Origin of the sequence: Pseudomonas sp. S5F11 (genome assembly GCF_019641515.1) — a bacterium.
Lineage (GTDB): Bacteria > Pseudomonadota > Gammaproteobacteria > Pseudomonadales > Pseudomonadaceae > Aquipseudomonas > Aquipseudomonas rhodesiae.
On sequence record NZ_JAIFJZ010000001.1, the window covers coordinates 2,259,498 to 2,280,275 of the forward strand.

29 protein-coding genes are annotated in these 20,778 nt (G+C 60.0%); 2 read left to right on the top strand and 27 right to left on the bottom strand.

Going from position 1 to position 20,778, the window contains the following annotated elements; genetic code table 11:
• Positions 1-2: 2 nt before the first annotated feature.
• Positions 3-296 (bottom strand): outer membrane protein assembly factor BamE, encoded by a 294-nt coding sequence (gene bamE / locus K1567_RS10110; RefSeq protein WP_310794496.1) that lies wholly within the window; start codon positions 294-296, stop codon positions 3-5.
• 127 nt (positions 297-423) lie between these two features.
• Between bamE and K1567_RS10115 the strand changes: the two genes are divergently transcribed.
• Positions 424-1,023 (top strand): hypothetical protein, encoded by a 600-nt coding sequence (locus K1567_RS10115; protein WP_220698430.1) that lies wholly within the window; start codon positions 424-426, stop codon positions 1,021-1,023.
• Here the strand turns inward: K1567_RS10115 and K1567_RS10120 are convergent.
• The 19 genes from K1567_RS10120 to K1567_RS10210 form a co-directional block, all read right to left on the bottom strand.
• The gene (locus K1567_RS10120) at positions 999-1,772 is read right to left on the bottom strand and encodes a C40 family peptidase (RefSeq protein WP_220698431.1); all 774 of its coding nucleotides are present in this window, start codon (positions 1,770-1,772) and stop codon (positions 999-1,001) included. The genes K1567_RS10115 and K1567_RS10120 overlap by 25 nt on opposite strands.
• Before the next feature lie 2 nt (positions 1,773-1,774).
• Positions 1,775-2,527 (bottom strand): phage minor tail protein L, encoded by a 753-nt coding sequence (locus tag K1567_RS10125; RefSeq protein WP_220698432.1) that lies wholly within the window; start codon positions 2,525-2,527, stop codon positions 1,775-1,777.
• Between the two features lie 9 nt (positions 2,528-2,536).
• A complete protein-coding gene (locus K1567_RS10130) occupies positions 2,537-2,875 on the bottom strand; it encodes a phage tail protein (protein WP_010567892.1) in 339 nt (112 codons plus the stop codon).
• Positions 2,875-5,958 (bottom strand): phage tail tape measure protein, encoded by a 3,084-nt coding sequence (locus K1567_RS10135; RefSeq protein ID WP_220698433.1) that lies wholly within the window; start codon positions 5,956-5,958, stop codon positions 2,875-2,877. The genes K1567_RS10130 and K1567_RS10135 overlap by 1 nt, the downstream gene beginning before the upstream one ends.
• 27 nt (positions 5,959-5,985) lie before the next feature.
• Positions 5,986-6,291, bottom strand: a complete 306-nt coding sequence (locus tag K1567_RS10140; RefSeq protein WP_220698434.1) for a DUF1799 domain-containing protein — start codon at positions 6,289-6,291, stop codon at positions 5,986-5,988.
• A 17-nt stretch (positions 6,292-6,308) separates the two neighbouring features.
• Positions 6,309-6,689: a phage tail assembly chaperone gene (locus K1567_RS10145; RefSeq protein ID WP_220698435.1), complete on the bottom strand. Its 381-nt coding sequence runs from the start codon at positions 6,687-6,689 to the stop codon at positions 6,309-6,311.
• Positions 6,690-6,698: 9 nt separating this feature from the next.
• Positions 6,699-7,358: a phage tail protein gene (locus tag K1567_RS10150; protein ID WP_046382985.1), complete on the bottom strand. Its 660-nt coding sequence runs from the start codon at positions 7,356-7,358 to the stop codon at positions 6,699-6,701.
• A gap of 39 nt (positions 7,359-7,397) precedes the next feature.
• Positions 7,398-7,826 (bottom strand): phage tail terminator-like protein, encoded by a 429-nt coding sequence (locus tag K1567_RS10155; RefSeq protein ID WP_220698436.1) that lies wholly within the window; start codon positions 7,824-7,826, stop codon positions 7,398-7,400.
• On the bottom strand, positions 7,823-8,479 hold the full coding sequence (locus K1567_RS10160; RefSeq protein ID WP_220698437.1) for a hypothetical protein: 657 nt from the start codon (positions 8,477-8,479) through the stop codon (positions 7,823-7,825). The genes K1567_RS10155 and K1567_RS10160 overlap by 4 nt, the downstream gene beginning before the upstream one ends.
• Positions 8,476-8,847, bottom strand: a complete 372-nt coding sequence (locus K1567_RS10165; RefSeq protein WP_220698438.1) for a hypothetical protein — start codon at positions 8,845-8,847, stop codon at positions 8,476-8,478. The genes K1567_RS10160 and K1567_RS10165 overlap by 4 nt, the downstream gene beginning before the upstream one ends.
• A 380-nt stretch (positions 8,848-9,227) precedes the next feature.
• Entirely contained in the window at positions 9,228-9,731 is a 504-nt protein-coding gene (locus K1567_RS10170; RefSeq protein ID WP_220698439.1) for a DnaT-like ssDNA-binding protein, read from the bottom strand.
• A 59-nt stretch (positions 9,732-9,790) separates the two neighbouring features.
• Positions 9,791-10,381: a phage scaffolding protein gene (locus K1567_RS10175; RefSeq protein WP_220698440.1), complete on the bottom strand. Its 591-nt coding sequence runs from the start codon at positions 10,379-10,381 to the stop codon at positions 9,791-9,793.
• 46 nt (positions 10,382-10,427) lie between these two features.
• Positions 10,428-11,390 carry a major capsid protein gene (locus K1567_RS10180; protein ID WP_090403895.1) on the bottom strand — a complete coding sequence of 321 codons (963 nt, stop codon included), beginning with the start codon at positions 11,388-11,390 and terminating at the stop codon, positions 10,428-10,430.
• A 12-nt stretch (positions 11,391-11,402) separates the two neighbouring features.
• A complete protein-coding gene (locus K1567_RS10185; RefSeq protein ID WP_104902930.1) occupies positions 11,403-12,131 on the bottom strand; it encodes a hypothetical protein in 729 nt (242 codons plus the stop codon).
• Positions 12,132-12,213: 82 nt separating this feature from the next.
• The gene (locus K1567_RS10190; RefSeq protein WP_220698441.1) at positions 12,214-13,299 is read right to left on the bottom strand and encodes a minor capsid protein; all 1,086 of its coding nucleotides are present in this window, start codon (positions 13,297-13,299) and stop codon (positions 12,214-12,216) included.
• Positions 13,274-14,692 (bottom strand): DUF4055 domain-containing protein, encoded by a 1,419-nt coding sequence (locus tag K1567_RS10195; RefSeq protein WP_220698442.1) that lies wholly within the window; start codon positions 14,690-14,692, stop codon positions 13,274-13,276. The genes K1567_RS10190 and K1567_RS10195 overlap by 26 nt, the downstream gene beginning before the upstream one ends.
• Positions 14,689-15,990, bottom strand: a complete 1,302-nt coding sequence (locus K1567_RS10200; protein WP_220698443.1) for a terminase large subunit domain-containing protein — start codon at positions 15,988-15,990, stop codon at positions 14,689-14,691. Before K1567_RS10200 ends, K1567_RS10195 begins: the two co-directional genes overlap by 4 nt.
• A complete protein-coding gene (locus tag K1567_RS10205; RefSeq protein ID WP_220698444.1) occupies positions 15,977-16,438 on the bottom strand; it encodes a DUF2280 domain-containing protein in 462 nt (153 codons plus the stop codon). The genes K1567_RS10200 and K1567_RS10205 overlap by 14 nt, the downstream gene beginning before the upstream one ends.
• Positions 16,439-16,469: 31 nt before the next feature.
• Positions 16,470-17,078, bottom strand: a complete 609-nt coding sequence (locus K1567_RS10210) for a putative metallopeptidase (protein ID WP_220698445.1) — start codon at positions 17,076-17,078, stop codon at positions 16,470-16,472.
• 91 nt (positions 17,079-17,169) lie between these two features.
• Between K1567_RS10210 and K1567_RS10215 the strand changes: the two genes are divergently transcribed.
• Complete coding sequence (locus tag K1567_RS10215) at positions 17,170-17,592, top strand: hypothetical protein (RefSeq protein WP_188036190.1); 423 nt, start codon at positions 17,170-17,172, stop codon at positions 17,590-17,592.
• Here the strand turns inward: K1567_RS10215 and K1567_RS10220 are convergent.
• The 7 genes from K1567_RS10220 to K1567_RS10250 all read right to left on the bottom strand — a co-directional run bounded on the left by K1567_RS10220 (position 17,573) and on the right by K1567_RS10250 (position 20,744).
• A complete protein-coding gene (locus K1567_RS10220) occupies positions 17,573-17,890 on the bottom strand; it encodes a hypothetical protein (protein ID WP_060489639.1) in 318 nt (105 codons plus the stop codon). The two genes, K1567_RS10215 and K1567_RS10220, sit on opposite strands and share 20 nt — an antisense overlap.
• Positions 17,890-18,261, bottom strand: a complete 372-nt coding sequence (locus K1567_RS10225) for a chemotaxis protein (RefSeq protein ID WP_220698446.1) — start codon at positions 18,259-18,261, stop codon at positions 17,890-17,892. Before K1567_RS10225 ends, K1567_RS10220 begins: the two co-directional genes overlap by 1 nt.
• Before the next feature lie 144 nt (positions 18,262-18,405).
• A complete protein-coding gene (locus tag K1567_RS10230) occupies positions 18,406-18,951 on the bottom strand; it encodes a hypothetical protein (protein ID WP_220698447.1) in 546 nt (181 codons plus the stop codon).
• A complete protein-coding gene (locus tag K1567_RS10235; protein WP_220698448.1) occupies positions 18,948-19,583 on the bottom strand; it encodes a recombination protein NinG in 636 nt (211 codons plus the stop codon). The genes K1567_RS10230 and K1567_RS10235 overlap by 4 nt, the downstream gene beginning before the upstream one ends.
• Positions 19,580-19,891 carry a hypothetical protein gene (locus K1567_RS10240; RefSeq protein WP_220698449.1) on the bottom strand — a complete coding sequence of 104 codons (312 nt, stop codon included), beginning with the start codon at positions 19,889-19,891 and terminating at the stop codon, positions 19,580-19,582. Before K1567_RS10240 ends, K1567_RS10235 begins: the two co-directional genes overlap by 4 nt.
• Positions 19,888-20,160, bottom strand: a complete 273-nt coding sequence (locus tag K1567_RS10245) for a hypothetical protein (protein ID WP_220698450.1) — start codon at positions 20,158-20,160, stop codon at positions 19,888-19,890. Before K1567_RS10245 ends, K1567_RS10240 begins: the two co-directional genes overlap by 4 nt.
• The gene (locus K1567_RS10250; RefSeq protein ID WP_220698451.1) at positions 20,157-20,744 is read right to left on the bottom strand and encodes a DUF1367 family protein; all 588 of its coding nucleotides are present in this window, start codon (positions 20,742-20,744) and stop codon (positions 20,157-20,159) included. Before K1567_RS10250 ends, K1567_RS10245 begins: the two co-directional genes overlap by 4 nt.
• Positions 20,745-20,778: the final 34 nt, after the last annotated feature.

Below are 20,778 nucleotides of genomic sequence, written 5' to 3' on the forward strand. Positions count from 1 at the left end.
GTCTATTTGAAGCTCGTCGGAATGGTGGGCACTTCAACGACCTTGCCGTCCACTATGCGGAAAGAGACCACTCGGCTAGCGCCAGTCATGCCGTTCGCGTGGCTCCAAACCCACATCTGTCCGTCAGCCCGAGAAACGACGGAGTACGGAGGCCCCATAATCTGGGTCACCTGTTCCTCAGTCATTCCGATCTGGACCTTCCTGGCGTCATCATACGAAAAGCTTGTTCCGGCACAGCCAGAAAGCACGAACGCCAAAGCAGCTGCGGCGACAACCTTTGAAATCCGCATGAGCATCTCCTTGCCCTAAAACGCCGACTGTACCCCGTACCTGTCCGGGCATCCAGTGTGGATGGAATGCCAGTAGCGACTGATCCATGAGCGGTAGTAGCCTCCGCCAACTCAAAGTCGGCCAGGAGGCCCTATGTCCTCGCTCTTGTTCTACACGGATGAAAACGACGCAATTGTGGCCACGGATACGCTTTTACATTATTCCGTCGACACGCCCCCAGGATTCGCCAGCAAAGCCATCTCTATACCTCACATGCGAATGATCATCGCAGGTACCGGATCGGCGCTTCTCTTCAGTCGCTGGATAGGCCTTGTGAATAACCAAGGTTTTGCCCTCGATGTAGATACGGTCGATGCTCATGCCCCCCAGGAGCTTCAGGCCCTCTGGAGCGAACTGAATCGCTATGTCCCCGCCCTCCAAGACCAAACTGCAACGATCTATCACTTCGGGATTTCCGACGATTCTGGAAAAATCCATGGATTCGCTTACCGTTCTGTGTCGGACTTCAAATCCGAGCGTTTAGATTATGGGCTCGGGGTAAAGCCAGAGCTTATGAATAAGGCGGGTATCGACTTGGATTCGTTCCCTGCGTGTGCGCCCGACATAATGCGCGCGCAATCGCGACAGGAAGACGAAAAAGCCCTAAATCGCGTTTATATAGGCGGGTCGGTGCAAGTCACCCATCTATCCAAGCACGGGTTTTCCATTTATTCATTGGGCGATCTGGACTGAGCATCTTTGTGCCTGAGTATCAGGCGAGTTCTGTCATGCCACGGTCCGCCGAACACCAAAATCTCGGACGGCCTACCGTACAGGTGGTGCAGCAGGAACGGGCCAGGGCCGAAGGTGCCCGACTCTTCACCGGGCAGCGTTGGATCGGTACCCAGGTAGATCCCAGCGTGGTTCGGGTGAGCTGTCCGGCCAACCTGCATAACGATCATGTCGCCGCGCTGCGGCCGGTCGACACGTACAAAACCGGCGGCCTCGTAGTTCGCCTCGTACAGGCTGGCGTTCTCTGCGCTCTCCCACCAGCCATCGGCGCGCTGGAAGGCTTCGAATTCCAGACCCCATTCGCGCTGGTACCACTCGGCACAAATACCCCAACAGTCCCAAACCCCATGAACAAATGGGCGATTGAGCAGCGGCGTGCTGCCCGTTGGCGTGATCGACCTGAGATCGCCCTCGGGCCAACTCAGGATATGCCAGGGCAGCTCTGTAGCTTCGCACATGGCCAGGTCATGCGGTGATGGTCTGCTGGTGGCATCAGGATGCGAGTGAACGATCCCGATCACCTCGCCCAAATCTTCCGCCGCGGCGTATTCCTCGGGATCGAGCCGAAACTCTTCGTTCGGCTCCGTGGCGATGTTCCGGCATGGGAAGTACTTCTGCGCGCGCCCTATGGCCAACAACAGCCCGCAGCACTCGCGGGGATACTCCGCTGCCGCGTGCGCCTGAATCGCCGCAATGATGTGTTTGCGCATAGTCAGCTCCTTGAGACCAAGCTCACAGCGGGGAATCCACCGAAACTGAGCTCGTTGCTCTCGCCGAAGCGCAACTTGCACGACGACAGGCAGCCCTTGCACTGATCCTTGGCGGGGTCATCCGTGGGGTTGTCCTCGTCATCGAACATGGCCGCGCCGGTGTAGCCACAGTCCGGCCCGCGGTAGCCGTTTGTCATACTCCAGTGGCAAAACGTCGTCATCTGCCGGCCGGGCAGTCCGTGGTTGTCGATCTCCCCCGGGGAAGACAGCTCCCAGACCACCGCCTCGCCGTCCTCGCTGGTTTTCTGGTCGATGTACCAGATCTCCAACGCTTCCTGGGTCGGGTCTGCAGTCGGGTTGCCGTCAGGAAAGTTGGCCGCGTCCAGGTACTGGGCCAGGGTCTCGCGAACCGTCAGCTTGAACTTGAGCATGTCCTCGAAGGCCAGGCACAGCGCCGTGACTCTGCCGTTGACGTTGCCGGCGGCGAACGTCGGCCGTGAGGCTGTGCCGTCGCTACTCGAAGAAATCCCCTCAATCTGCACCGGCCAGGCCGCGTACTCTTCGCCCTGCCACCAGATCGACTTCGCCGGCAGATCCTCTTCCGAATGCTCGTAGGCCAGCAGTTCTTCTGGTGTGTGCGGAATGGCGTGCCCGTGGAAGCGCAGGTAATCCGCGCCGTACTCAGTCCCGTCAATTTCAAACAGGCGAATCTCGCCACCGGGCTCCAGTTTCTGGATGTCCGTGATCAGTGCCATGGATAGGCCTCAGGGATGAAAGGTTTGCTTGAAGGTCGCGGTGATGGCGTAGACCTGACCGCCACGGTGAACCGGTTTGTAGCCGTTGCACTTGTAGAGGCCAAGCTCGCCCAAGGGCGGCTCCCATAGAAAGCCCTTGGCGCCCTTGTGCCGATCGAGGAACGCCTTGATTTCCAGAACGCGAGCCTTGGCGCCGGTGAACGTGAGCGGCCAGGATTGGGACTGGTTATTGAGTCCGTCTTCGACCGACTGCTCATACCCATCGCCGAACTGCTTGGTCCGGACGCGCTGGGTCACATCACCCTCCGCGCCCTTTTCCGTTGCCCAGGTGAATCGTTCGATTGCCATCAGCGCCCCTTGATTGCTTTGTTGATGACGCCGCCCTGGCCCATGTCCTTGTTGCGTAGCTGCTGATACTTCTGCTCAACAAAAGCCGCCAGCTCCTTGCCAAACATGTCGTAGCCAGGCGCGTCGGCGGAGGACGATGCGTTGCCGTCTCCGTCGATATGGACCTCGACATTGATCTGTGTTGCGCCGGCCCCGCCACCGCCCATGGCCATAACGCCGAGCTTGCCGCTCGATGTCCGGGTCAGGGGCATGATCGCCTCCGGACCGGCCTCACCAGCGATACCCATGTTGCCGTTCGCCATGCCAAACGAGGTTGGCTTGCTGACGATGGAGTTGGTGAACGCGCCGCCGTCGGCGAACATCTGCACGCCGCCCGACCAGGCGCCGCCCATGGCTTGCGGGAAGTAGCTGCCCGAGTAGCCCCCCGCTGAAGCACCGAGGTTGGAAGATGCAGCGCCAGCAGATCCTGCGGCCAGCCCGTTGCCGCCAGCAGCACTGCCGCCGAAATAGCTCGCCGCCGCCCCCACCAGGCTGCCCAGCAAAGCGGAACTGGCCTGACGTGTCGCAATGCGCGCCATGTCCGCCAAAATCGACTTGGTGAAGTCCGCGAACGACGCTTTGCCTGTAACGGCGAAGTTGACGAGCGAATCCTCCATGGAGCTGAAGGCGTTGCCGAACAGGCTTTTCGTCTGGCCGGCGATGTTCCGCGCCGAGTCCAGGTAATTGTCCCAAGCTGCCGTCGCGCCCTTCGTCCAATCGCCCTGGGCGGCTTCCACATCCGCGTAGTTCTGCCGGATCTGGTCGGTGGCGGCCTTGTTCGCATCGGCGAGCGCCTGGGATTTACGCTTGAACTCTTCCTCCGACATGTTCCGCGACGGGTCGGACTTCTGGTTGGCCAACTCCAGGGACTGCTGAGCAAACCGGTCTTGCTGGCTGTTCAGCTCGCCGCTGAGTGCGTTTTGACGATCACCCTGGCCCACACCGAGGACTGCACGCTGGCCAGCCAGCTCCAAGGCTCGCTGCTGCTGCCCCAGCGCCTGAATGTAGGTGCTGATCGCGCGCTCCTGCTTGGCAAGCCGCCCGGCCTCGTTGGTGGCCAACACTTCAAGCTGGCTGTCGGCATCCTTCTGCGCCTTGACCATCCCTGCGCGCGCATCGGCTATCTTTTGGTCCAGCTGGATGCTTTGCGCGGCCGATGTGGTCTTCTTGCCCTTGGCGGCCTCCAGCGCGGTGATCTCCGCCTCGTAGGCTGCCGTCACCTGATCGCGCTCGTTGCCGATCAGGGCCTGGCGGCGCAGCAGGTAGTCAGCCTCGGATACCAGGCCGGCCTTCTGCGCCGCGTCCAGTTCCTTCTGGTAGTTTTTGTAGTCGGCCGCGATGGCCGCCAGGTTGTTCTTGGCGTCGTTGAAGCCGGCCAGGTTGACCTGAGAACCCGAGGCATTGGGGTCTTTGAACTTGTCGTTGATGTTGGAGATGTTCTTGTCGATCGCCGCCTGATCGAGGCGAGAATCCTTCGGGTCGACCTTGCGGATGTCTTCGAGCTGCCGCTTGTATTCCTTGATTGCCTCGGTGCGCTTCTGCTCATTCGTCCACGACGATTTGGTGAGCACGTCGATCTTGTCGCTGGCGACGATGGCAGCTTGCTGGGCCCTTCCCTGGTCATCGAAATACTTGATCCGAGCATCATCGGCATCACGCTGCAGCGTAAGAAAGGTGATCTGCGCCTGAATCTGGGCCCGAACCTTCGGGCTCACCTCCTGGGCGTTCATCCTCGTGCCGCCAACGTCGAACGCATCGGAGCCGGAGAGCTTGGACTGCAGGTCCTTAATCTGGTCGTTGTAGCTCTTCTGCCGACCTACATCGCTGATTCCATCTAGGGCGCCGCTCGCGGCACTCTTGATGCCAAGCCAGGCCCGCTCCCATAGATTCAGGTTCTCTATCACCTGGCGGGATCTGGTCTGTACAGTGTCGGCATAGGTGTCGGTCAGCAGCTTGGTGGCGCCGATTTCGTCGCCTTGGTCCTTGAGTGCGACGATCTGCGAATAAACCGAGGCTGTGAGGAAGTGGTACTGCTCGTTGAGCGACTTGGCGGCGGCCACTGGGTCGTCGGCGATCTTGACGAACTCGGCAACGGTTGCCTCGATGGACTTGCCGGTGGCCTTCTCCATGGATAGAGCCGCCTCAGCGATCTCCACGAAACTGCCGCTGGCGAGCTTACCGCTACCTGCCAGGGTGGCCAGCACGTCCGCAGCCTGCCCGGTGGTGCCCACGGTCGCTGCGACCTGGCGGGACATATCGCCCAACTGTCCAGCGCTTGCACCTGCATAGTTGCCGGTTAGGATCAGCGCTTTGTTGAAGGCTTCCGTCTCTCTGCTGCCGCTGTAGTAGGCGTAGGCCAGCCCACCTATGGCTGCGGCGACAAGGCCAATCGGAGCAGCTAGTGCCAGCAGACCGCTCATGGAGGCGCCAGCCCCTACGCCGATCTGCGTGATTGCCCGGGCACCGCTCCCCCAATCGCCGGTGGAGAGGGCATTACCGAGCTGCATAACGTTTTCCTGCGCTTGGCGGGTGCCGAGGCGCAGCTTGTCGAAGCCGGTGGTGGTTTTTTCGAGCTTGGCGTAGTCCTTGTCGATATTGCCCAGGGCTTTGTTGTAGTCGTCCTGACTCAGGCGACCCGCGTCCAAGTACTTGCCAAGTTGCTCGACTTGAGTGTCGAGTTTCGCCAGCGCGGCGCGGGCCGGGTCAATCGCCCCCAACAAGCTGTTGAGAGCTTTTTGCTCATCCAGTGCGGACTTGGCCAGGGCCACCTGCTGCTTGTCCAGCTGTGCCGATATCTTCGCTGCTTCTGCCTCGCCATAGGCGCCGGTCTTAGTCAGCTTGGCGAGAGCGTCACGCTGCTTTGCCAGGTCCTGGGTGGTTTTAGCGCTGGTGGACAGCGACTTTTCCAGCGCCTGCATTTCGTTCATCAGCGAAACGGCGGACTGCTCGGCCCGGCCGCCGGCCTTCGCCATTTCGTCCAGGCTCGTTTTAGCCTGGATTGCATCGGCCGAGTCGATCTTGACGCCGAGTTCTGCAATTTTCATCGACTCACCTTGAATAAGTGCCCGTGGTTACGGGCTGTTTTCCCTTTCCTCCGCCATGACGCGCAGGGCTTCGCCTTCCAGGACTTGAAGGTCAGGGAAGATTTCAGCGAGTTTCTTTTTCTTGATGCCGAGGAAGCCGGCCACGTCGCGGATGCTGCTGTAGTCGAGACCGATCGCGCCGCTGGTGCCCGCCCGCCACTGTGTGGACATCCTGTTGAACAGGAGGAAGGCCGGCCAGTTGCAGGGCCAGACTTCCACATCGTCCTCATCGAGGTCGGCAGCCGTCAGCCCGAGAGCAGCCAATTGCTCAGCAGATTGGCCGCTTCCGTACATTGCTTTGGCTGCCGCTATCAGTTTCCCAGGCGAGCCTGGCTGAATGCGCTCTGATAGGCGCTCACGACCGCTTCGGCTGTGCCATAACAGGACTTAACAAGGGCCTGGATGCTCTTGTCGTCAAACTTGTCATCGAACCCCCACCCAACGACGAGATCCTTGATTTGCTGCACCTGAAGCTCGGTCTCGGCAGAAACGACATCGGACAAAGTGGTGGCTTCGCCGAAGCTCTCGCGCATCTCCTTCCCCTTTGCGCTCCAATCATCGAATAGGGCGGCAAGCCCCGGGCGATCCCGATACTTGAAGGTGAACTCGATTTTCTCGGGCTCCTCTCCAACAATTGGGATCAGCACGAATGCCTTGAATGTAGGGTTCTGGGCGATCCTGATCTTTGCCATGGGAACTCCTTATGCGCCAGCCAAATAACGGAGCGAACGAGCGGAAAGCCCGATGCTGATGGTGCGCGTCATGACGTTGTTGCGCTCCATGGTTGGGTCAGGAGTAATGCTCACATAGCCCGGGTAGAGAATCTGGTCACCGTTACGCAGCTTCATGCGGACCACCGCCAGTTCCTTGGTGTCGTCGTACCCTTCGACGGTCTCGACGTATTGAGCCGTTGGCTGGTCCTCCACCACGATGGTGATCGTGGTCGGATTGCGGTTTGTCGGGAACTGTTTGTCGTCGTCATCTTCCAGGTAGCCGACGGTTTGGTACTGCTGCTCACCGCCTGAGGACGTGAAAGAAGTCACCTTGGAGATTTGCGTCCATCCGGACACGGGAATCACAGAACCGGCGCCTGCACCGACGGTGTATTTGTCGGTATTGGTCGTGTTGAGACCGGCCAGAGCGAAAGCATCTGCAGTAATGCCGGAAGCCTTTACTGCGCGGTCGTTGATGAGCGCCCAGCCAGAGTTGATCAGCAAAACGTCGCCATTTTCAATGCTGTGCCCTACAGACGCAGCGACTGGCGATTTCGCATTGGTCAATGCGGTGAAAGCGACTGCGGAGCCCATAACGCTGGCGATCTCCAGCACAGCGCCGTTCGGCAGCGGGAAGCGTGCGGCCATGGTGTATTTCCTCTTGAGTGCCCGCCTGACGGCGGTAGGTTATGCCCCAGCGGGCGGTTGGTCTGCGACACCCAGGTAGGTGAAGCTGGCCGGGACCGTGTAGGTCGCCGACTCTGTGATAGTTGGTCCCTGATCTACTGGCTCAGTGATCAGGCCATCGAAACCGTTACGGGTCAGAGGTGTGTCGACGCGGAACAGCCGGGTCAATTCGTCAATAAGCGTCTCGGCGGTGGCCAAAGCCTGGCCGGACGGACAAACGATGCTGACCTGATAAACACCGGCGTACTCGTAGGCCTCCCCGCCGAGATAGCGGCAGGTGGTGCTGGCTGGAAGTTGAAAGGCTTGGAGGTAGGTTTCAGAAGAACCCGGAGTGAACGGTTGATTTGGGTAGGCCACCCTTATCGGGCGCGCAGCCGCCCATGCGGCCAGCTTCGTTTCGATGGCCTGACGGGCGCGTGCGTGACTCATACTTGGTTGTTCCTGATGGCCTCCAGCACGATCTGCTGAAAGCGAGCCACAGTTACCCGAACCATGCCTCCGGGGGCCTGGGTTGAGTGGCCGAACTCCAGCGGAATCGCGTAGGGCAAGTTGTTGATGATGTAGGCCATTTGGCCAGCGGTGAAATCACTCATCGCGGCAACCATTGCAGCGGTGGTTTCGGCGCCGCTCGGGTCAACCTCATCAAAGGTGACGCTCTCTACCACGCCAAGCGATATGTGCCAGTTCGCCCGGAACCGGCCGCCGACGTAGTCCTTGCCAGCCACCAAACCGTTCACGTTGAAATTCTGGTCGCGCTCGGTCTTTGTCAGGGGCTTGGCGTACTTCACACCCTTTCGCAATTTGCCGGCTTTGGTGAAGTTCGACTCGTTGAGGTTGATGATCGTATTGCGGACCGCGACCTTGAAGTCATAGTCGTCGGCCGCCCGAGTGTTCGCCTCACGGTGAGCAACGTTTGCGGCCCAGATCTCCGGGTTACCCACGGGAGACATTCGAATCAGGCTGCTGCCGACCTCGATGATGATCTCGCGCACGCTGGCGTCGATGGCTTCGCTGGTTTGGGCGGCGAACTCGGCCAGGCTCAGGGCGAAGCTGCCGGATTGACCGGCGCCTGCCCGGCTCAAGACCGCACCTGCAGTTCATACAGAATCGGCGTGCCGGCCGGATTGACCTCTTTCAGCGGCGGAACGATGGACCAGGTGCGGCCCTGGGCGCCCACCTTGTCCAGCAAGCCCGGCACCCAGGTCAGCCCCTGCGCGGCGATCTTGAGCTTCTTGTCGCCCTGTTTGATCAGGCTGTTGTTCTGGAATTCTTGGCCGGTGAAGTCGAGCAGGATGCCCTGGGCAATTTGCTCGACGGTTGCGCCTGGCGCTTCGCCGCCCGTCTCCGGGTCGTACTCGCCCGGCTCCGTCTTGCTGATGGTCACGGGCTGGCCGAACTCTGTGATCATCTCCAGAGCCATCACGGCCATTTCATCGTAGAAGGTGGCCATGATTTCTCCAGAAGTTTCTAGTGGGTAAAGTCTGATCTCTTTAAAAAGAAAGCACGCAAATATAGAAGAGCAAATGCAGGAATTGCGGCCGCAGACAAAGCAACCAGCCAATTGCTGTGGCTATCGTCGTAAAACTTGTACGACATAACCGCCTGAAACAGTGCAATCAAAGGCAGACTGCATAACGCAATCATTCGTCGCCTGCTTCGATGCAAACTTTGATTCCGCACTGATGCGCTAAAAAACAGAATGAGCCACAGAAAAAACCACTCTGTGATCCCCGTTAAAATCAAAGCTAGTGAAATTAGATCTATGAGCAAATCAACTATCTCCATCCATCACCAGGCCAGAATATTGAAGATCGTTTCCAAGCTTCTATTCTAGGCTCTAACGGCAAATAGTCCGCGCCGCTGCAAATAGTCGGAAAACTGCGTAGCGCTGGGTCGATCAGGCGCCGCTGGCAGCAGCCGGTTACTGGTAGACGGAATAGCCGCATACTGTCGCGTCACCGCCCCCTCAACACGATCCAGCAGCACAGCTCCTTTGCGCTTCTCCACCGGGTCGATATCGTCCTGATGAATCTCGGCGGCCAGGGCCATCTGGCCATACTGGATGCGCGCCGGCAGGTAGTTGTTCGGCTTGATCTCCTGATCCAGCAGCACTTCCCGGCGCGGCCAGGACAAGGCCTGCTCGCTGCTCATCTTGCGGCCTTTCCAGGTCTTGCCATCCATCGCCAAGGCGGCCCGGCGCAGCAATGCTTCCTGCTCGGGAACGCCTGCGGGGATAACCGTGCCGAATTTCACGGCATACATGGCCAAGTCCTCAGCGCTCGCGTAGCTTTCGGCGTCAGGCTTGCCGGTGCCGTCCTCGATGATGAGTGTCATGCGTCAACTCGCTGGAATGGTTTGAAGATTGGCCACCGGGTAACCGGCAGCCAGCAGTATCACGCCTTGGGCAGATCAGCGACGAGCTTTTCCAAGGAGTCTTTCGAGGCGTTGGCCCGGTATGGCACCTTCGCTTCGTCGAGCTTGGCTTTCAGGTCGGCGATTTCTCCAGCCTCATCAGCCGGCGGCGTGATGGCGGCCTTCTTCAGCGCTTCAACCTCGCCGCGCAGTGTGTCGACGGTCACGAGCAGGCCGTCACGCTCAGTAGTCAGCTCTCCAACCGAGGTGTGGATGGTGCCCAGCACGCCAAACAATCGCAACGCGATTTCACCAAATTCGGGTCGCTGAATTTCGCCAGCTTCCAGGCCATCAACCAGCAGAATGAGCGCGCCATTTTCAGTCCGCAACCTGGCAATTTCCTCAGCCAGCGCATCGGATAGTCCCGCTGGCACGCTGACTGCGGAAGGTGCTGGAGTCTCGACGACCGACACGTCAACGCCTGCAGCCTCATAGGCAGCGACGATATCTGGATGTTCGCCAACGACTACCACCGCCGTCGCGTCGCGTTCAATGCCGCGAAATAGACTCGCAGTCCGGTAGCGCTTCTCCGGATCAAAGCCCTCAAGCTGGTTCGTGTAAATCAGTTCCATGGGAATCTCCGTAGCGGCCGTTGCCGACCGCTTCCTGGGGTGAATATCAGCCGCCGGCTGGTGGCGTAGTGGTGAGGGTGATCATCACGCCGGCGGTGACCTTGTTGCTGTCGGCATGCTTGACCCAGTTGGCCGCCGAACCGACAGCCGCCAGGGTTGGGTTCGCGCCGCCGGCAGTTTCCTTCCAGCTGTAACCCAGGACGTCAATGTTGACGGTGCCCTCGGCGCGGTAGCCGATGCCGAGGTTTTCCTCGTCGTCCACATTGTACGAACGGAAGCCGGGGGCTTGGGACTCGGTGATCACCACGGCGTTCGGCAGCAGGCCGAAGATCACGTCAGATGGCGCGGTATCAGTCACCAGCACGGGCTTGCCCAGGGTGCCAGGCAGGCCACCATAGATAACGACACCGGCTTCTTCGTAGATTTTGTTGGTGATGGCCTCGTCGACGATGTCGAAGTAGGCACTGGAGTGCATAACCCACAACGCAATGCGACCGAACTTGTCGCCGAATTTGCGCATGCCGCGGGTCAGCGTCTTCTTGCCGTCGGTTTCGATGTTCGCCGAGACCACCATGCCGGCGTTGGAGCCGATGGCGGCGCGCAACGCGGCGGTGGCGTACTGGATGAAGCCTTCCAAGGTCGCGTCGGCAACGTCGGCACCGATGATCTGGGAGAACTCATCAACCGGGCGGCCGCGACGCTTGAACGCCTCTTCGGTGGTCTGGTACGGGCCGTATTTCCACGGTGCTTTGACACCGACGGCCTCACCGGCGCCGATCTTTTTGGCGGTCACCTTCCCGGTGGAGTTGACGTCGCGGTGTTCCAGCGAGCCGCCAATCTTGTAGAAAGCGCGCTTGCGGAAGTCGCCTTCGATCAGCTCGTTGTCGAGGACGATCGCGCCATTGGAAGATGCGTTGAACACGTCCAGGTTGTCCTGAACGCGCTCCAAGTATGCAGTTTGCGCCTCATCGTTGTAGATGATCAGGTCGCTATTGACGGTTGTCGCCATGAGTATTTCCCCTTACTTGGGCAATTGCAGATATGCGGTTTGGCCGTGCTTGCGCTGGTATTCGCGCTTTTGCTCGGAGGTCATTTCGGAGCGCTTGAATGCAGCCTGGCCGCCGCCCCCGCCCGGGGCTTGTGTCCCTGAAGCCCTTGGCCACAGGTGGGGTGCGCTTTCGCGCAGGGATTCCGCCCATTCGAGCGGAGTCAGAGGGGTCTTGCCGTCTTTGCCGAGGATGGTCTGGCCATGCTCATCGACAGCGACCGCTTCGCCCTCTTCGTTCAGAGAGAACACGCCTTTGGCGCGCAGGATGATGTCGTCGGTTGCTTCCGGCAGTGCGCCGGCTTTCAGTGCAGCGCCGCGCACCGAGTCGCCCAAGACCTTGCCCTGGAACTTGGCGGCGAAGGCTTCAGCCTTCTCGGCGCGGCCGGCGAGCGCCTTCAGTTGCTTGTCGTGCTCGCCACGCAGGCGCTCGGTGCGCTTGTTAAACACTTCGTCAACCTTGCCCTCAGTTAGCAACTTGGTTTCTTCGTCCTGGCCCGCTCGACTGAGCAGTCCTTTGACGGCGTCGATGTCGATGCCTTCAAATTGGGTTTCGAACTGGGTCAACTTGCCGGAGGTTTCCTTCAGCTTGCCCAGCAGTTCCGAGTTCTTGGTTTTCAAACCAGAAACGGATGCTTCAACGGCAGTCGCGATAGCGGCCTTGATTGCCGGGTTTTCCAGGTCGATTTCGTTTTCTTCTGCCACGTTGATGCACCCCTTGGGTATGTTTCGCCCGCTTTGCAGGCAATAAAAAACCGCCCGGAGGCGGCTGATTGAATGTGTTCGGTTAAATTCCGGCGCGCTCGAATGCCAGCGGTTCAAGCCCTTTCATTTGCGCCAGGGTCAGCGGCGCGAAGTTGCGATCAAGCTGCAGCTCCGAGAAGCGCTCCACGGTCAAGCCACCCTCCCGGAACAGCTTGGCACGCACCGGACCAATCGCCACATCCTGAAACGCCGCAGGCTGCTGCTGAAGCCAGTGGTAATAGTCGAGGTCGGCACTGACCTGCTGTCCGCCATTGGCACCCACCGAAGCCCGGGTAGCACCTTTGGCAAACATCGCGCTGAGCTTGGTCAGGAGAATGAAGGTAGTGCGGCAGTTCGGGTGGAATGGCGGCCTTGGGCCGGAATCCACCGGAAACTTGCGCTTGTCCATAGAGCGGCAAAGCTGACTGGTTTTGCTGTCCAGCGTGGCCACCATCTGGATTTCTTCCACGATGTCAGTGTTGGCCTTGGCCACCTCCATACGCGCCTGAGACGACACATGCTGAATCGCGGTATGTACGACCGTGGCGGCATTGCGGTTGGTGGTCGCCAGGATGCCGTCTTTGTACCCGGCAGCCTTGGTACCGCGAATGTTGCGGATGATCTGGAAGTTCGTCTGCCCTTCGAAGTAGCCCTGCCGAATAGTGCCGGTGACACGCTCTCGCTCGGCGCCGGTCCAACCCTTGATGAAGGCCTTCAGCAACTTCCCACCGCCGGTACCGCGCACGCTGAGCGGATTCTTCAGCACTGCAGTGCGGATTGCTGCGGCTGTCGGCGCAACCACGTCGAGCGATACGCCGACCGGTGCTGACCTGGCAAGACTGGTCGCCTCGAACTCGGCCTCATAGTTGGCGATATCCACCAAGTCGAGGTTCAGTTGCGCGCTGTAGCGGTCGAAGATGCCCAGCAACAGGCTGTCGACCTCCTTCAGCAGCGCTTCCAGGCGCTTGACGTTGTACTCGGTCAGGTCCGACTGGGTCAGCCGGTCGCGGATCGAGCGATCGATCTCCTTGAGGAAGGGGGCGAACTTGCCCACCTCCCCCGCCTTCAGCTTTTCGAGGAAAACGGCGTGCCGGATGGTGGCGTCATGGATTGCTTGGTTTGCCGCCATTTGGTGCGTCCTCGTTGTCCAGGCCCAGGCCGTCGCCCTGCTCCTGCAATTCGCCGTCGATCTGCAGGTCAGTGCGCTCTGGCGCGATCAGGCCCAACTTACGCAGGTAGGCCCGAAGGTCAGCCTTCGCGAATCCGCCGTTCTGCCACAAGCCGACCAAGGCGGTGATCATCTGCGGATCAGCCGTCAGCTCGACGAACTCCTGATTCACCTGGTAGGCAACCTTCTTGTCAGCGATGCCCATGTAGGCACAGCACCACATGATTGCTCGGGTGTAAGCCTCGCTTACGTTTGCCACGCAGCCGGCCAGCACCGAAGTGGAGGCCGACTGATCACCACGAGACTCCGTAGCGGTCTTGGTGGCAATTGACGCCACCACCATCCGCGCGCCCAGCTCGATCATCATCTGGTTCTTGTCGGCCATGGCCTCTTTGACCAGTGTGTTGGGCAATGGCTGCGCGTAGCCGAACTGGCCACCGGCCGGCAGCATCATTGGCGCCCTGGAGCCGACATAGACGCCGTTCTTCTCCATCCAGTCGCGCCACTGCTCATCCAAGCCGCTGATCCACGGCTGAGCCTGCCCACACCAGAAAACGCTGTCTTCATAGTCGGCGCTGTTCCGGTAATGACCTAGGTTGATCATGGCAATGTCGTACAGCGGTGATTCGTCGATGCTGGGGTCATTGTTCTGCGCGCCGACAAAGGTGAACGGGATCTCTTTGAAACGCCCAGTGACACCTTCAGGCCTGAATTCTTCGGTGACCGCCAACGGCCCGCCACCTTTCGGCCCGGACCTGCGCCAGACCCGGCAGACAAAGCCGTCGTCCTCCAGCGCCAGTTCCCGGTACTGCTCGACCGTCTTGAAACCGAAGCCGTCGGGAATCTCAGGCGACTCACGCAACACCACCAGCGTCAGCACGCTGTGACCGTTAACCATGCCGGTGCGCCAGTTGATGATGTCTTCAGCGCAGTAGGACAGGATCACCGAGTGCCCGCCGATGCTGTCGTCCTGGTGATAGTCGACGTACAGCCCATGCCGACCGGCCTCAAGCACCTTTTCAAGCGTGCCCTGGGAGTGCTGGTAGACGCTGACGCCGGAACCGTTGGCATTGTCCTGCAGGTACTCAAGCTTCTTCGACACCGTGAGTGTCGGGTCTTTATGGAAGGCCAGGCCAAGCAATCCGTTACGGGTGTGCCCGGTGGCGTTCTTGAACACCGCTCGCTCGCGGTAAGCCCGGTTCCGGTCTTCGTTCTCCGGCGACTTGTCGTGCGCGTTGATGTACGGGAGCCGATCGACAACCCGGTGCTGCCCGGCGCAGACGTCGCGAACGGTCGCCCAGCGGTCCAGCGCTTCAATGTAATCCGCCCGCTTGAAGGAGACGTCGTTGCTCATCGGGCGTATCCCATTTTGATAGCGGTGACCGGTTTGATGATCGGGTACTCGCGGTGGATGAAGTAACCGCCAGCGTCGTTCGCGTGATCGATCCCGGCAGTTTTGTCTGGCTCCCCGTTCGCGCCCCACACCTGCTGCTCCAGGCCATCGGCGTAGGTTGGGCAGGTAAACGGATTGACCAGGTAGCGGCGCTCGCCCTGCGCATTGCAGAAGACGGCGTTCATTGCGTTGATTCGGTCCTTCACCGGCGGGTTTGCCGCTGGAGCGATGACCGCGAACCCGGCCTGCTTGAGCATGGCAAGGTCGGTGATGCTGGCGTTCACAGACTTGCGTGAATCGCCCGAGGCATCCGGGTAGATCCTGATCTCGCAGGTCTTCTTGAAGTCATTCCCATCGTGCTGCCAGTAGCGTTCCTTGATGCGACGGATCATGTCGGGCGTGTCGTAGCCGTCGATCAGCTCATCCACGGCCCTGGGCAAGCCTTGATCGCGCTTGACGTGGGTGATCGCCGCCATCTTGCCGACGTTGAAGTCCATGCCGATGAACAGGGGCTCACCAGGCTTTACGGTGTCGAAGCATTCGTTGAGCTTGCGATCGTAGGCCGTGTAGATCGTCCCGGACGTCAGGTTGACGAACTGGCCCTTGAGGTACGCCATGATCAGCTGTGGTGGATACGACTCCATCAGGGATGCGATGTAGTCATCCGGCAGGTTCAGCTCGTTGTCGAAAGTGCTGGCTTGTACCAGGCCGTACATCTCTTTGAGCGAAGGCTTGTCCCGCAACTGCTTCACGAACTGCAGGAAGACGAACTTGAAGCCTTCCGGTGTCGTGGTTACGTCCACCCCGTTCTTCAGCCCGGGCAGGTTGTAGCGCATCCGGGCAATGATCTTGCGCCAAGCTTGCTGCGCCTTGACAGCGGTCAGCACGTCCAGCTCATCCACTAGAGCATGGCCAATCTTGAAGCCGACGATGGTCTGCGGCTTCTCCATCGATCGGCAGATCACAGTGCCGCGGGACTGGCGGCCACTGTAGATATGAACCTCGTGGTTCGCCTGGTTGATCTTCGTCTTCAACCCCCAGTCGTAGGCCACCTCATCCATGGTCGGATAGAAGATGTCCCGGATCTGCGGGTAAGTCGGTGCGAAGTAGCCCGCGTTGACGCCAGGCCACTCCATGAAATGCTTGCTCAGTGCCGAGCATCCCACCCAGGTCTTGCCTGAACCGAACCCGGCAACGAACGCGCGAAACTTGTGGGGCAGTGTGAGGAACTGAGCCTGCGGAACGTTAAGGCTCGGCATTCGGCTTCCTCGCATCCACCACGTCGACCTGGATTCGGGTCGGGATCACCGGTTCGTCGCCAACCTCTTCCTTCCGGGCCCGGTTGACGTAGATGTCGCCGGTTTCCTTCGCGGCCTGTTCGAGAATTTGCATTGCCAAGCCGATGTTCTTCATCGTCTCGGCCTTCTCCACGAAACGATTCATGGCGCGGAGTCGATAAGCTCGGTTAGCTATGGGTATCTCTGCGGTTTGCTCACGGAAACGCTTGCGAGTGTCGTGGAACAGGGTTTGCCATTTGAGTGCCAGATGGGAGCCAGCACGCTTTGTGGGGTCGTGCTGCTCTACCTGCTGGCGGGTCACGTCCACGTCGAATTCTTGCTTCACCGCTTGTGAGACCTGGCTCGGCGTGTCGAAACAGGCCAAAGCCTGAACGATGAAGCTCTTCACCTCATTTTTCAGGGCTGCCATAAGTTAGATTCCGTCTCACGCCTGTCTTACATCAGGCCAACTTGAGCAGACAGGTTCCGCAGGCCCTCGATATGTTCAATTTCCCCACCTCAGCAGGACTGTTTGCAGCGTCCACCAACGCTTGGACGTCAGGGCTCGCACCATAGCGGCGGACCACACCGACGAACTCTTCGACGTCGTGACCGCGCATCTCAAGCTTGGGCAATCCTTCCTGGGTGAACTTGGGAGCGCCGTACTGATCCTTCGCCTGGGCGATGTGGTACAGCTCGTGCTCTACCAGGGCACAGAACTCAGCCTCGGTGCACTGGGCGCAGTAGTCAGCGGCAAGGGTGATCAGGAACTCTGGCTCTTCGCCGAACCAGTCACGCATCTGCTGCTCTTGTCGGGCCTTCTGCCAACCACCCGCCCGGATCATCAGTTGCTCGGCCTGGCCCAGCACCGTCCTACCCTTCTTCGCAAACGCAGACGACGCCCACAGCACGCCGACATTCGCGTCGATGAGGTGAGCGTGCTCTTCGTTGTGGATACCACCGGTGGTGGCGAGGATCTCGGCCTGTATCCACTCCCATACATCAGGGGCAGGTTGCAGGGTGAGCCATAGCGACTCGAGCAGGTCGGCCGGTGGCATCGGTCTGCTCATAGCTACTCCCGCGCCACAAAACGGCGCATGTCGATTTCGTGGCGCGGTGGAATTATCCTATCCGCGAATGAATTACCCCACAGGGATCGGGATGACCAGACTTACCAAGATTCGTATTGCCCTCACGCTTGGTGCGCTCGCCGGAATCGCTCCAGTGACATTGATCTTCCTCTGGGGACTAATCTATTTGGTCATAGCCATCGTCTATATGGATAAGCTTGCCTTGCCAGTGACGATAATCGCCATCTCTGTACCGAGCCTATGGGGGTGCTGGAAAGCCTATGCAGCCGCAATGGCGAGCAAGCCCAGGCACCCACGTGACTGGCGAGTTATCGCGTCAGTCATTGTCGCCACTTTCTGGGCCTTCCCATGCAGCGCGGCAATGAGCTGGGATCTCACGATCCTATTCACATTTCTCATGCCGGGATTGACTGCAGCGATCATGCTCGCCGTGACCGAGTGCCGCGCTCGCAGGAATGGTCAGAACGGCGAGGTTACGGCGATACCCGATTGAGGGCCTCATCAGCCTTGTCGGCTGCCTTTGTAGCGGTGGTCGCCGCCTTGGTGGCCTTCTCGGCTGCCGAGCTGGTCTTTCGGGTCAGCTCATCCAGGCGATGGTCACGCTGCAGCGTGGCCTCGTCGTAGGCGGCGCGGATCTCGGCGACCTGTTGGCGGTAGGAATCAGCCAGCGCCCACTGACCGAGCTGGAAGCCGAAGAAGACCCCACCGGTGACCAGCAGCATCGCGATAAACCACACCTCCACCCGACGCCACCAATGGCGGGCCATGAACTGGATTGCGCACTTGTCCATCAGGTAGTACCTCCCAGCTTGATGCGCAGGCGGGCGATCTCGTCGCTTTGCAGCGTCACCCGCTCTGTGAGGTTGGCGACCTGACTGGTCAGGGCTTCGATCTTCCCTTCCATGCGGCCGACGGTTGCGGCCAAGTCATTGCGCTCCTTGGCGAACTGATCGGCGCGGGCCTCGGCAAGCTTGCGGGCCTCACGTTCGGAGTCGAGCAGTTCATTCAGGCGGCGCACGGTGCCGATGTCGGCGTTATCCATTGCGCGGTCAGCTGCATCCTTAGAGAGGAACTTGCGCAGCCAGAGGAATCCTCCCAGCAATACGGTGCCCGTTCCGCTCAGCCAGGTAGCTGTGCCTGGGCCAAGGTCGGTTGGGTCCATATTTGCTCCGCCCCGTCCGGGACTCTTGAGGCCCTCTTGCGGGCAATAAAAAACCCGGCTTTTTGGGCCGGGCTTCTTGTGGTCACTCCTAAACGCGCAGGAATGACAGGATGGGTGGATATTGGCTCATTGGCTCACTCGTCGTCAAGCGACATTTGCCACCAATAGGCCTTCATGGTCGAGAATGTGCTGAGCCTCGGTCAAAGCCTCGTTAACGGCGCCCTCCAGCACCTTGCGGATGTCACGCCGCCAGCGCTCTTGGGTCTTGATTGGGTGCGGCTCGTTTGACCAGTTGTCCATCTCGTACCAGCCGGCCGGCAAGACGTTCGTCGACCGCTTCCCATCCACGCCAGGCAGCTTTGGCAACGCCCATGTGACGACGGCACAGTGAAGGAAACGCTCGGGCGCTGGGGATCGCATGACCTTGGTCAGCTCCGCGATTGCCGCGTGTTTGCGCTCGGTGTGGGTCGAGAACTTCGCCACCAGCGCCCGCCAGTGCGCCGCCGACAGCGACTTATGCAGCCGGCCGAACACCCAGCAGTCGGTCAGGAAGGCAGCCTCCTTCCCGACGATCTCCCCCTTCTGCTTCGCGCACTGAACCTTTGGCTCGAAATCGCAGCCGCCGGCAGAGTTGATGGTTTCCGCGGCCAAGGCCCGGACTACTGCTGAAACAACGTTGCGATAGGTCATGCTGCCTCCCCCTTCTTCAGCTCTTTGGTCATTGCCCGGTACTTGGCCTTGATGGCCTTGATCTCTTCGACGGTGTACTTGCAGGCCGGGTGCAGCCCTTCCAGCCATGCCACCTTCTCGGCGCCGATGCGCTGGACTAGGCGGATGCGGTACTCCACGGCGTTGCCGGAAAGGTTGCGGTTGCACTTCACACACTGGCGATGGATGTTCAGCGGCTCGAAGCGAAGCTCAGGACACGCGCCGACGGAGCGGTAATGCCCGGCGTCCCAGCGGCTGCCGGTCATGAGGTCGTTGTCGTTCGGCGTGGAGTCGCAGCTGATGCACGGCAGGTGCGCGTCACGGAGGCGCACGTACTCGTTCACCGCGACCTGGGCTTCGCGCAGGTGATCCGCCCTGCTCTTCAGCTTTTCCTTGCGGACCTTGATCTCCCGGCGCCCTACTTCTGCCAAGGCTTTCCCGGCAATGGCTCGCCCCTTCTCGGACTTGCCGTGTGCGATGGCGCACTCGATCTCGCCGCACACCGCCTGCGCGCTTCTGGATGGCGTGAACATCACCCGGCACTCGGGGCAGCGCTTGCGGCGTGGCGCCCCAGATTTGATCGGGGTCTTGCGCTGCAGTGGGGTGCGCTTCATGCGGCCTCCTTTGGCGGGAAAACCGTCCAGTCGCCAATGTCCGACCAAACTCCGTGCTTGTGAGTCAGCTTGTCGGGCGAATAGCTGAAGCCGCCGATGAATGTCCAGAAGAACAACGGAATCCATGACAAGCCTGCGCGACCTTTAAGGCCATGCGTGCGGATGATTGCTTTCGTCCATCGGCAAACACTGGATGCCCGACCAATTGCGATAGCGACCCGAGGAATCGCTTTGCCGATTGCCCATGCGAGCCTGATCAGCACAGCCCAGCCGATCGCATAAACGATCACATCGAACCAAGTAATCACAGGGCCACCTCCTGCGACTTCTGCTGCTCATGGGTAAAGTCGCCCCTCAACGGCATCAGGTCTGCCGCCCTGAAGAATCCGTAGCCGTCCTCATCATCACGTCCAACGACCCAGCCCGCGTGCGGAGCGAACCACAAACAGCCATCCGGCTCGATAGCACCCTCCCCGGCAGGAATGAACACAACCAGCGACACAGTAGCCATAGCCGGAATCTGGTATTTCGAAACCAGCGTCAGTGCCAGGTCGCCCGGCTTGAAGTTATGGCTCATGCGTAGCTCCCGATCTGGTCAGCAGCACTCAAGGCCGCCTCTTCCGATTCAAAGTGGGCAGACAGGACCAAGCGCCAGCAGGCGTTGAACACGTCGCGGTAAAGGGGCTCAAAGGCTGTGTCATCCATCGAGGCCCAACTGATCGACTTGGCTTCCTTGCGCACGCCGTCGGGAGTGCGCACAAGATGAAAATGACCGGCCTCGATCGTCACCCACTCACGGAATGCCTCGCGGGACTTGTCCACGGCAGGAAAGCGCTCAGCCCTGGCCGACTCTAGGCCGGCGATGTATGCATTAACCGCATGCGACAACTGCCCAGGCTTTCCGCTCTGCGCCTCGAAGAACTTGGCCAGACCCTGTATGCCTCGCAACTCCTGACGAGGCACCAGGCCGCCGACCGGCTCCCAGTACTCCCACGCCAGATCCAGCATCGAGAAGAATTTGCCGTGGAACTTGGCGTTGCGCATGCGGGTGAATTTGCCGTGCACGACCTGGCCCAGCTTCCACTTCTGGGTTAGCTCGCGGTCGGCCTCGGTGGCGGGTACCAGGCCCTGGGCTGTGCGGATAAGGGCGAGTTCAGCCATGAGAGAGCCTCCCAAGCACAAACGCAGCTACTGC

What these genes read in the sequence shown, in the direction of transcription:
- K1567_RS10155 (WP_220698436.1), bottom strand. Translation starts at nt 7,826, where the DNA reads ATGAGTCACGCACGCGCCCGTCAGGCCATCGAAACGAAGCTGGCCGCA.
- K1567_RS10170 (WP_220698439.1), bottom strand. Translation starts at nt 9,731, where the DNA reads ATGACACTCATCATCGAGGACGGCACCGGCAAGCCTGACGCCGAAAGC.
- K1567_RS10140 (WP_220698434.1), bottom strand. Translation starts at nt 6,291, where the DNA reads ATGTACGGAAGCGGCCAATCTGCTGAGCAATTGGCTGCTCTCGGGCTG.
- K1567_RS10135 (WP_220698433.1), bottom strand. Translation starts at nt 5,958, where the DNA reads ATGAAAATTGCAGAACTCGGCGTCAAGATCGACTCGGCCGATGCAATC.
- K1567_RS10180 (WP_090403895.1), bottom strand. Translation starts at nt 11,390, where the DNA reads ATGGCGACAACCGTCAATAGCGACCTGATCATCTACAACGATGAGGCG.
- K1567_RS10205 (WP_220698444.1), bottom strand. Translation starts at nt 16,438, where the DNA reads ATGGCAGCCCTGAAAAATGAGGTGAAGAGCTTCATCGTTCAGGCTTTG.
- K1567_RS10235 (WP_220698448.1), bottom strand. Translation starts at nt 19,583, where the DNA reads ATGAAGCGCACCCCACTGCAGCGCAAGACCCCGATCAAATCTGGGGCG.
- K1567_RS10220 (WP_060489639.1), bottom strand. Translation starts at nt 17,890, where the DNA reads ATGGACAAGTGCGCAATCCAGTTCATGGCCCGCCATTGGTGGCGTCGG.
- K1567_RS10115 (WP_220698430.1), top strand. Translation starts at nt 424, where the DNA reads ATGTCCTCGCTCTTGTTCTACACGGATGAAAACGACGCAATTGTGGCC.
- K1567_RS10230 (WP_220698447.1), bottom strand. Translation starts at nt 18,951, where the DNA reads ATGACCTATCGCAACGTTGTTTCAGCAGTAGTCCGGGCCTTGGCCGCG.
- K1567_RS10165 (WP_220698438.1), bottom strand. Translation starts at nt 8,847, where the DNA reads ATGGCCACCTTCTACGATGAAATGGCCGTGATGGCTCTGGAGATGATC.
- K1567_RS10200 (WP_220698443.1), bottom strand. Translation starts at nt 15,990, where the DNA reads ATGCCGAGCCTTAACGTTCCGCAGGCTCAGTTCCTCACACTGCCCCAC.
- K1567_RS10120 (WP_220698431.1), bottom strand. Translation starts at nt 1,772, where the DNA reads ATGCGCAAACACATCATTGCGGCGATTCAGGCGCACGCGGCAGCGGAG.
- bamE (WP_310794496.1), bottom strand. Translation starts at nt 296, where the DNA reads ATGCTCATGCGGATTTCAAAGGTTGTCGCCGCAGCTGCTTTGGCGTTC.
- K1567_RS10245 (WP_220698450.1), bottom strand. Translation starts at nt 20,160, where the DNA reads ATGAGCCATAACTTCAAGCCGGGCGACCTGGCACTGACGCTGGTTTCG.
- K1567_RS10195 (WP_220698442.1), bottom strand. Translation starts at nt 14,692, where the DNA reads ATGAGCAACGACGTCTCCTTCAAGCGGGCGGATTACATTGAAGCGCTG.
- K1567_RS10210 (WP_220698445.1), bottom strand. Translation starts at nt 17,078, where the DNA reads ATGAGCAGACCGATGCCACCGGCCGACCTGCTCGAGTCGCTATGGCTC.
- K1567_RS10150 (WP_046382985.1), bottom strand. Translation starts at nt 7,358, where the DNA reads ATGGCCGCACGCTTCCCGCTGCCGAACGGCGCTGTGCTGGAGATCGCC.
- K1567_RS10190 (WP_220698441.1), bottom strand. Translation starts at nt 13,299, where the DNA reads ATGGCGGCAAACCAAGCAATCCATGACGCCACCATCCGGCACGCCGTT.
- K1567_RS10125 (WP_220698432.1), bottom strand. Translation starts at nt 2,527, where the DNA reads ATGGCACTGATCACGGACATCCAGAAACTGGAGCCCGGTGGCGAGATT.
- K1567_RS10175 (WP_220698440.1), bottom strand. Translation starts at nt 10,381, where the DNA reads ATGGAACTGATTTACACGAACCAGCTTGAGGGCTTTGATCCGGAGAAG.
- K1567_RS10215 (WP_188036190.1), top strand. Translation starts at nt 17,170, where the DNA reads ATGACCAGACTTACCAAGATTCGTATTGCCCTCACGCTTGGTGCGCTC.
- K1567_RS10225 (WP_220698446.1), bottom strand. Translation starts at nt 18,261, where the DNA reads ATGGACCCAACCGACCTTGGCCCAGGCACAGCTACCTGGCTGAGCGGA.
- K1567_RS10250 (WP_220698451.1), bottom strand. Translation starts at nt 20,744, where the DNA reads ATGGCTGAACTCGCCCTTATCCGCACAGCCCAGGGCCTGGTACCCGCC.
- K1567_RS10145 (WP_220698435.1), bottom strand. Translation starts at nt 6,689, where the DNA reads ATGGCAAAGATCAGGATCGCCCAGAACCCTACATTCAAGGCATTCGTG.
- K1567_RS10130 (WP_010567892.1), bottom strand. Translation starts at nt 2,875, where the DNA reads ATGGCAATCGAACGATTCACCTGGGCAACGGAAAAGGGCGCGGAGGGT.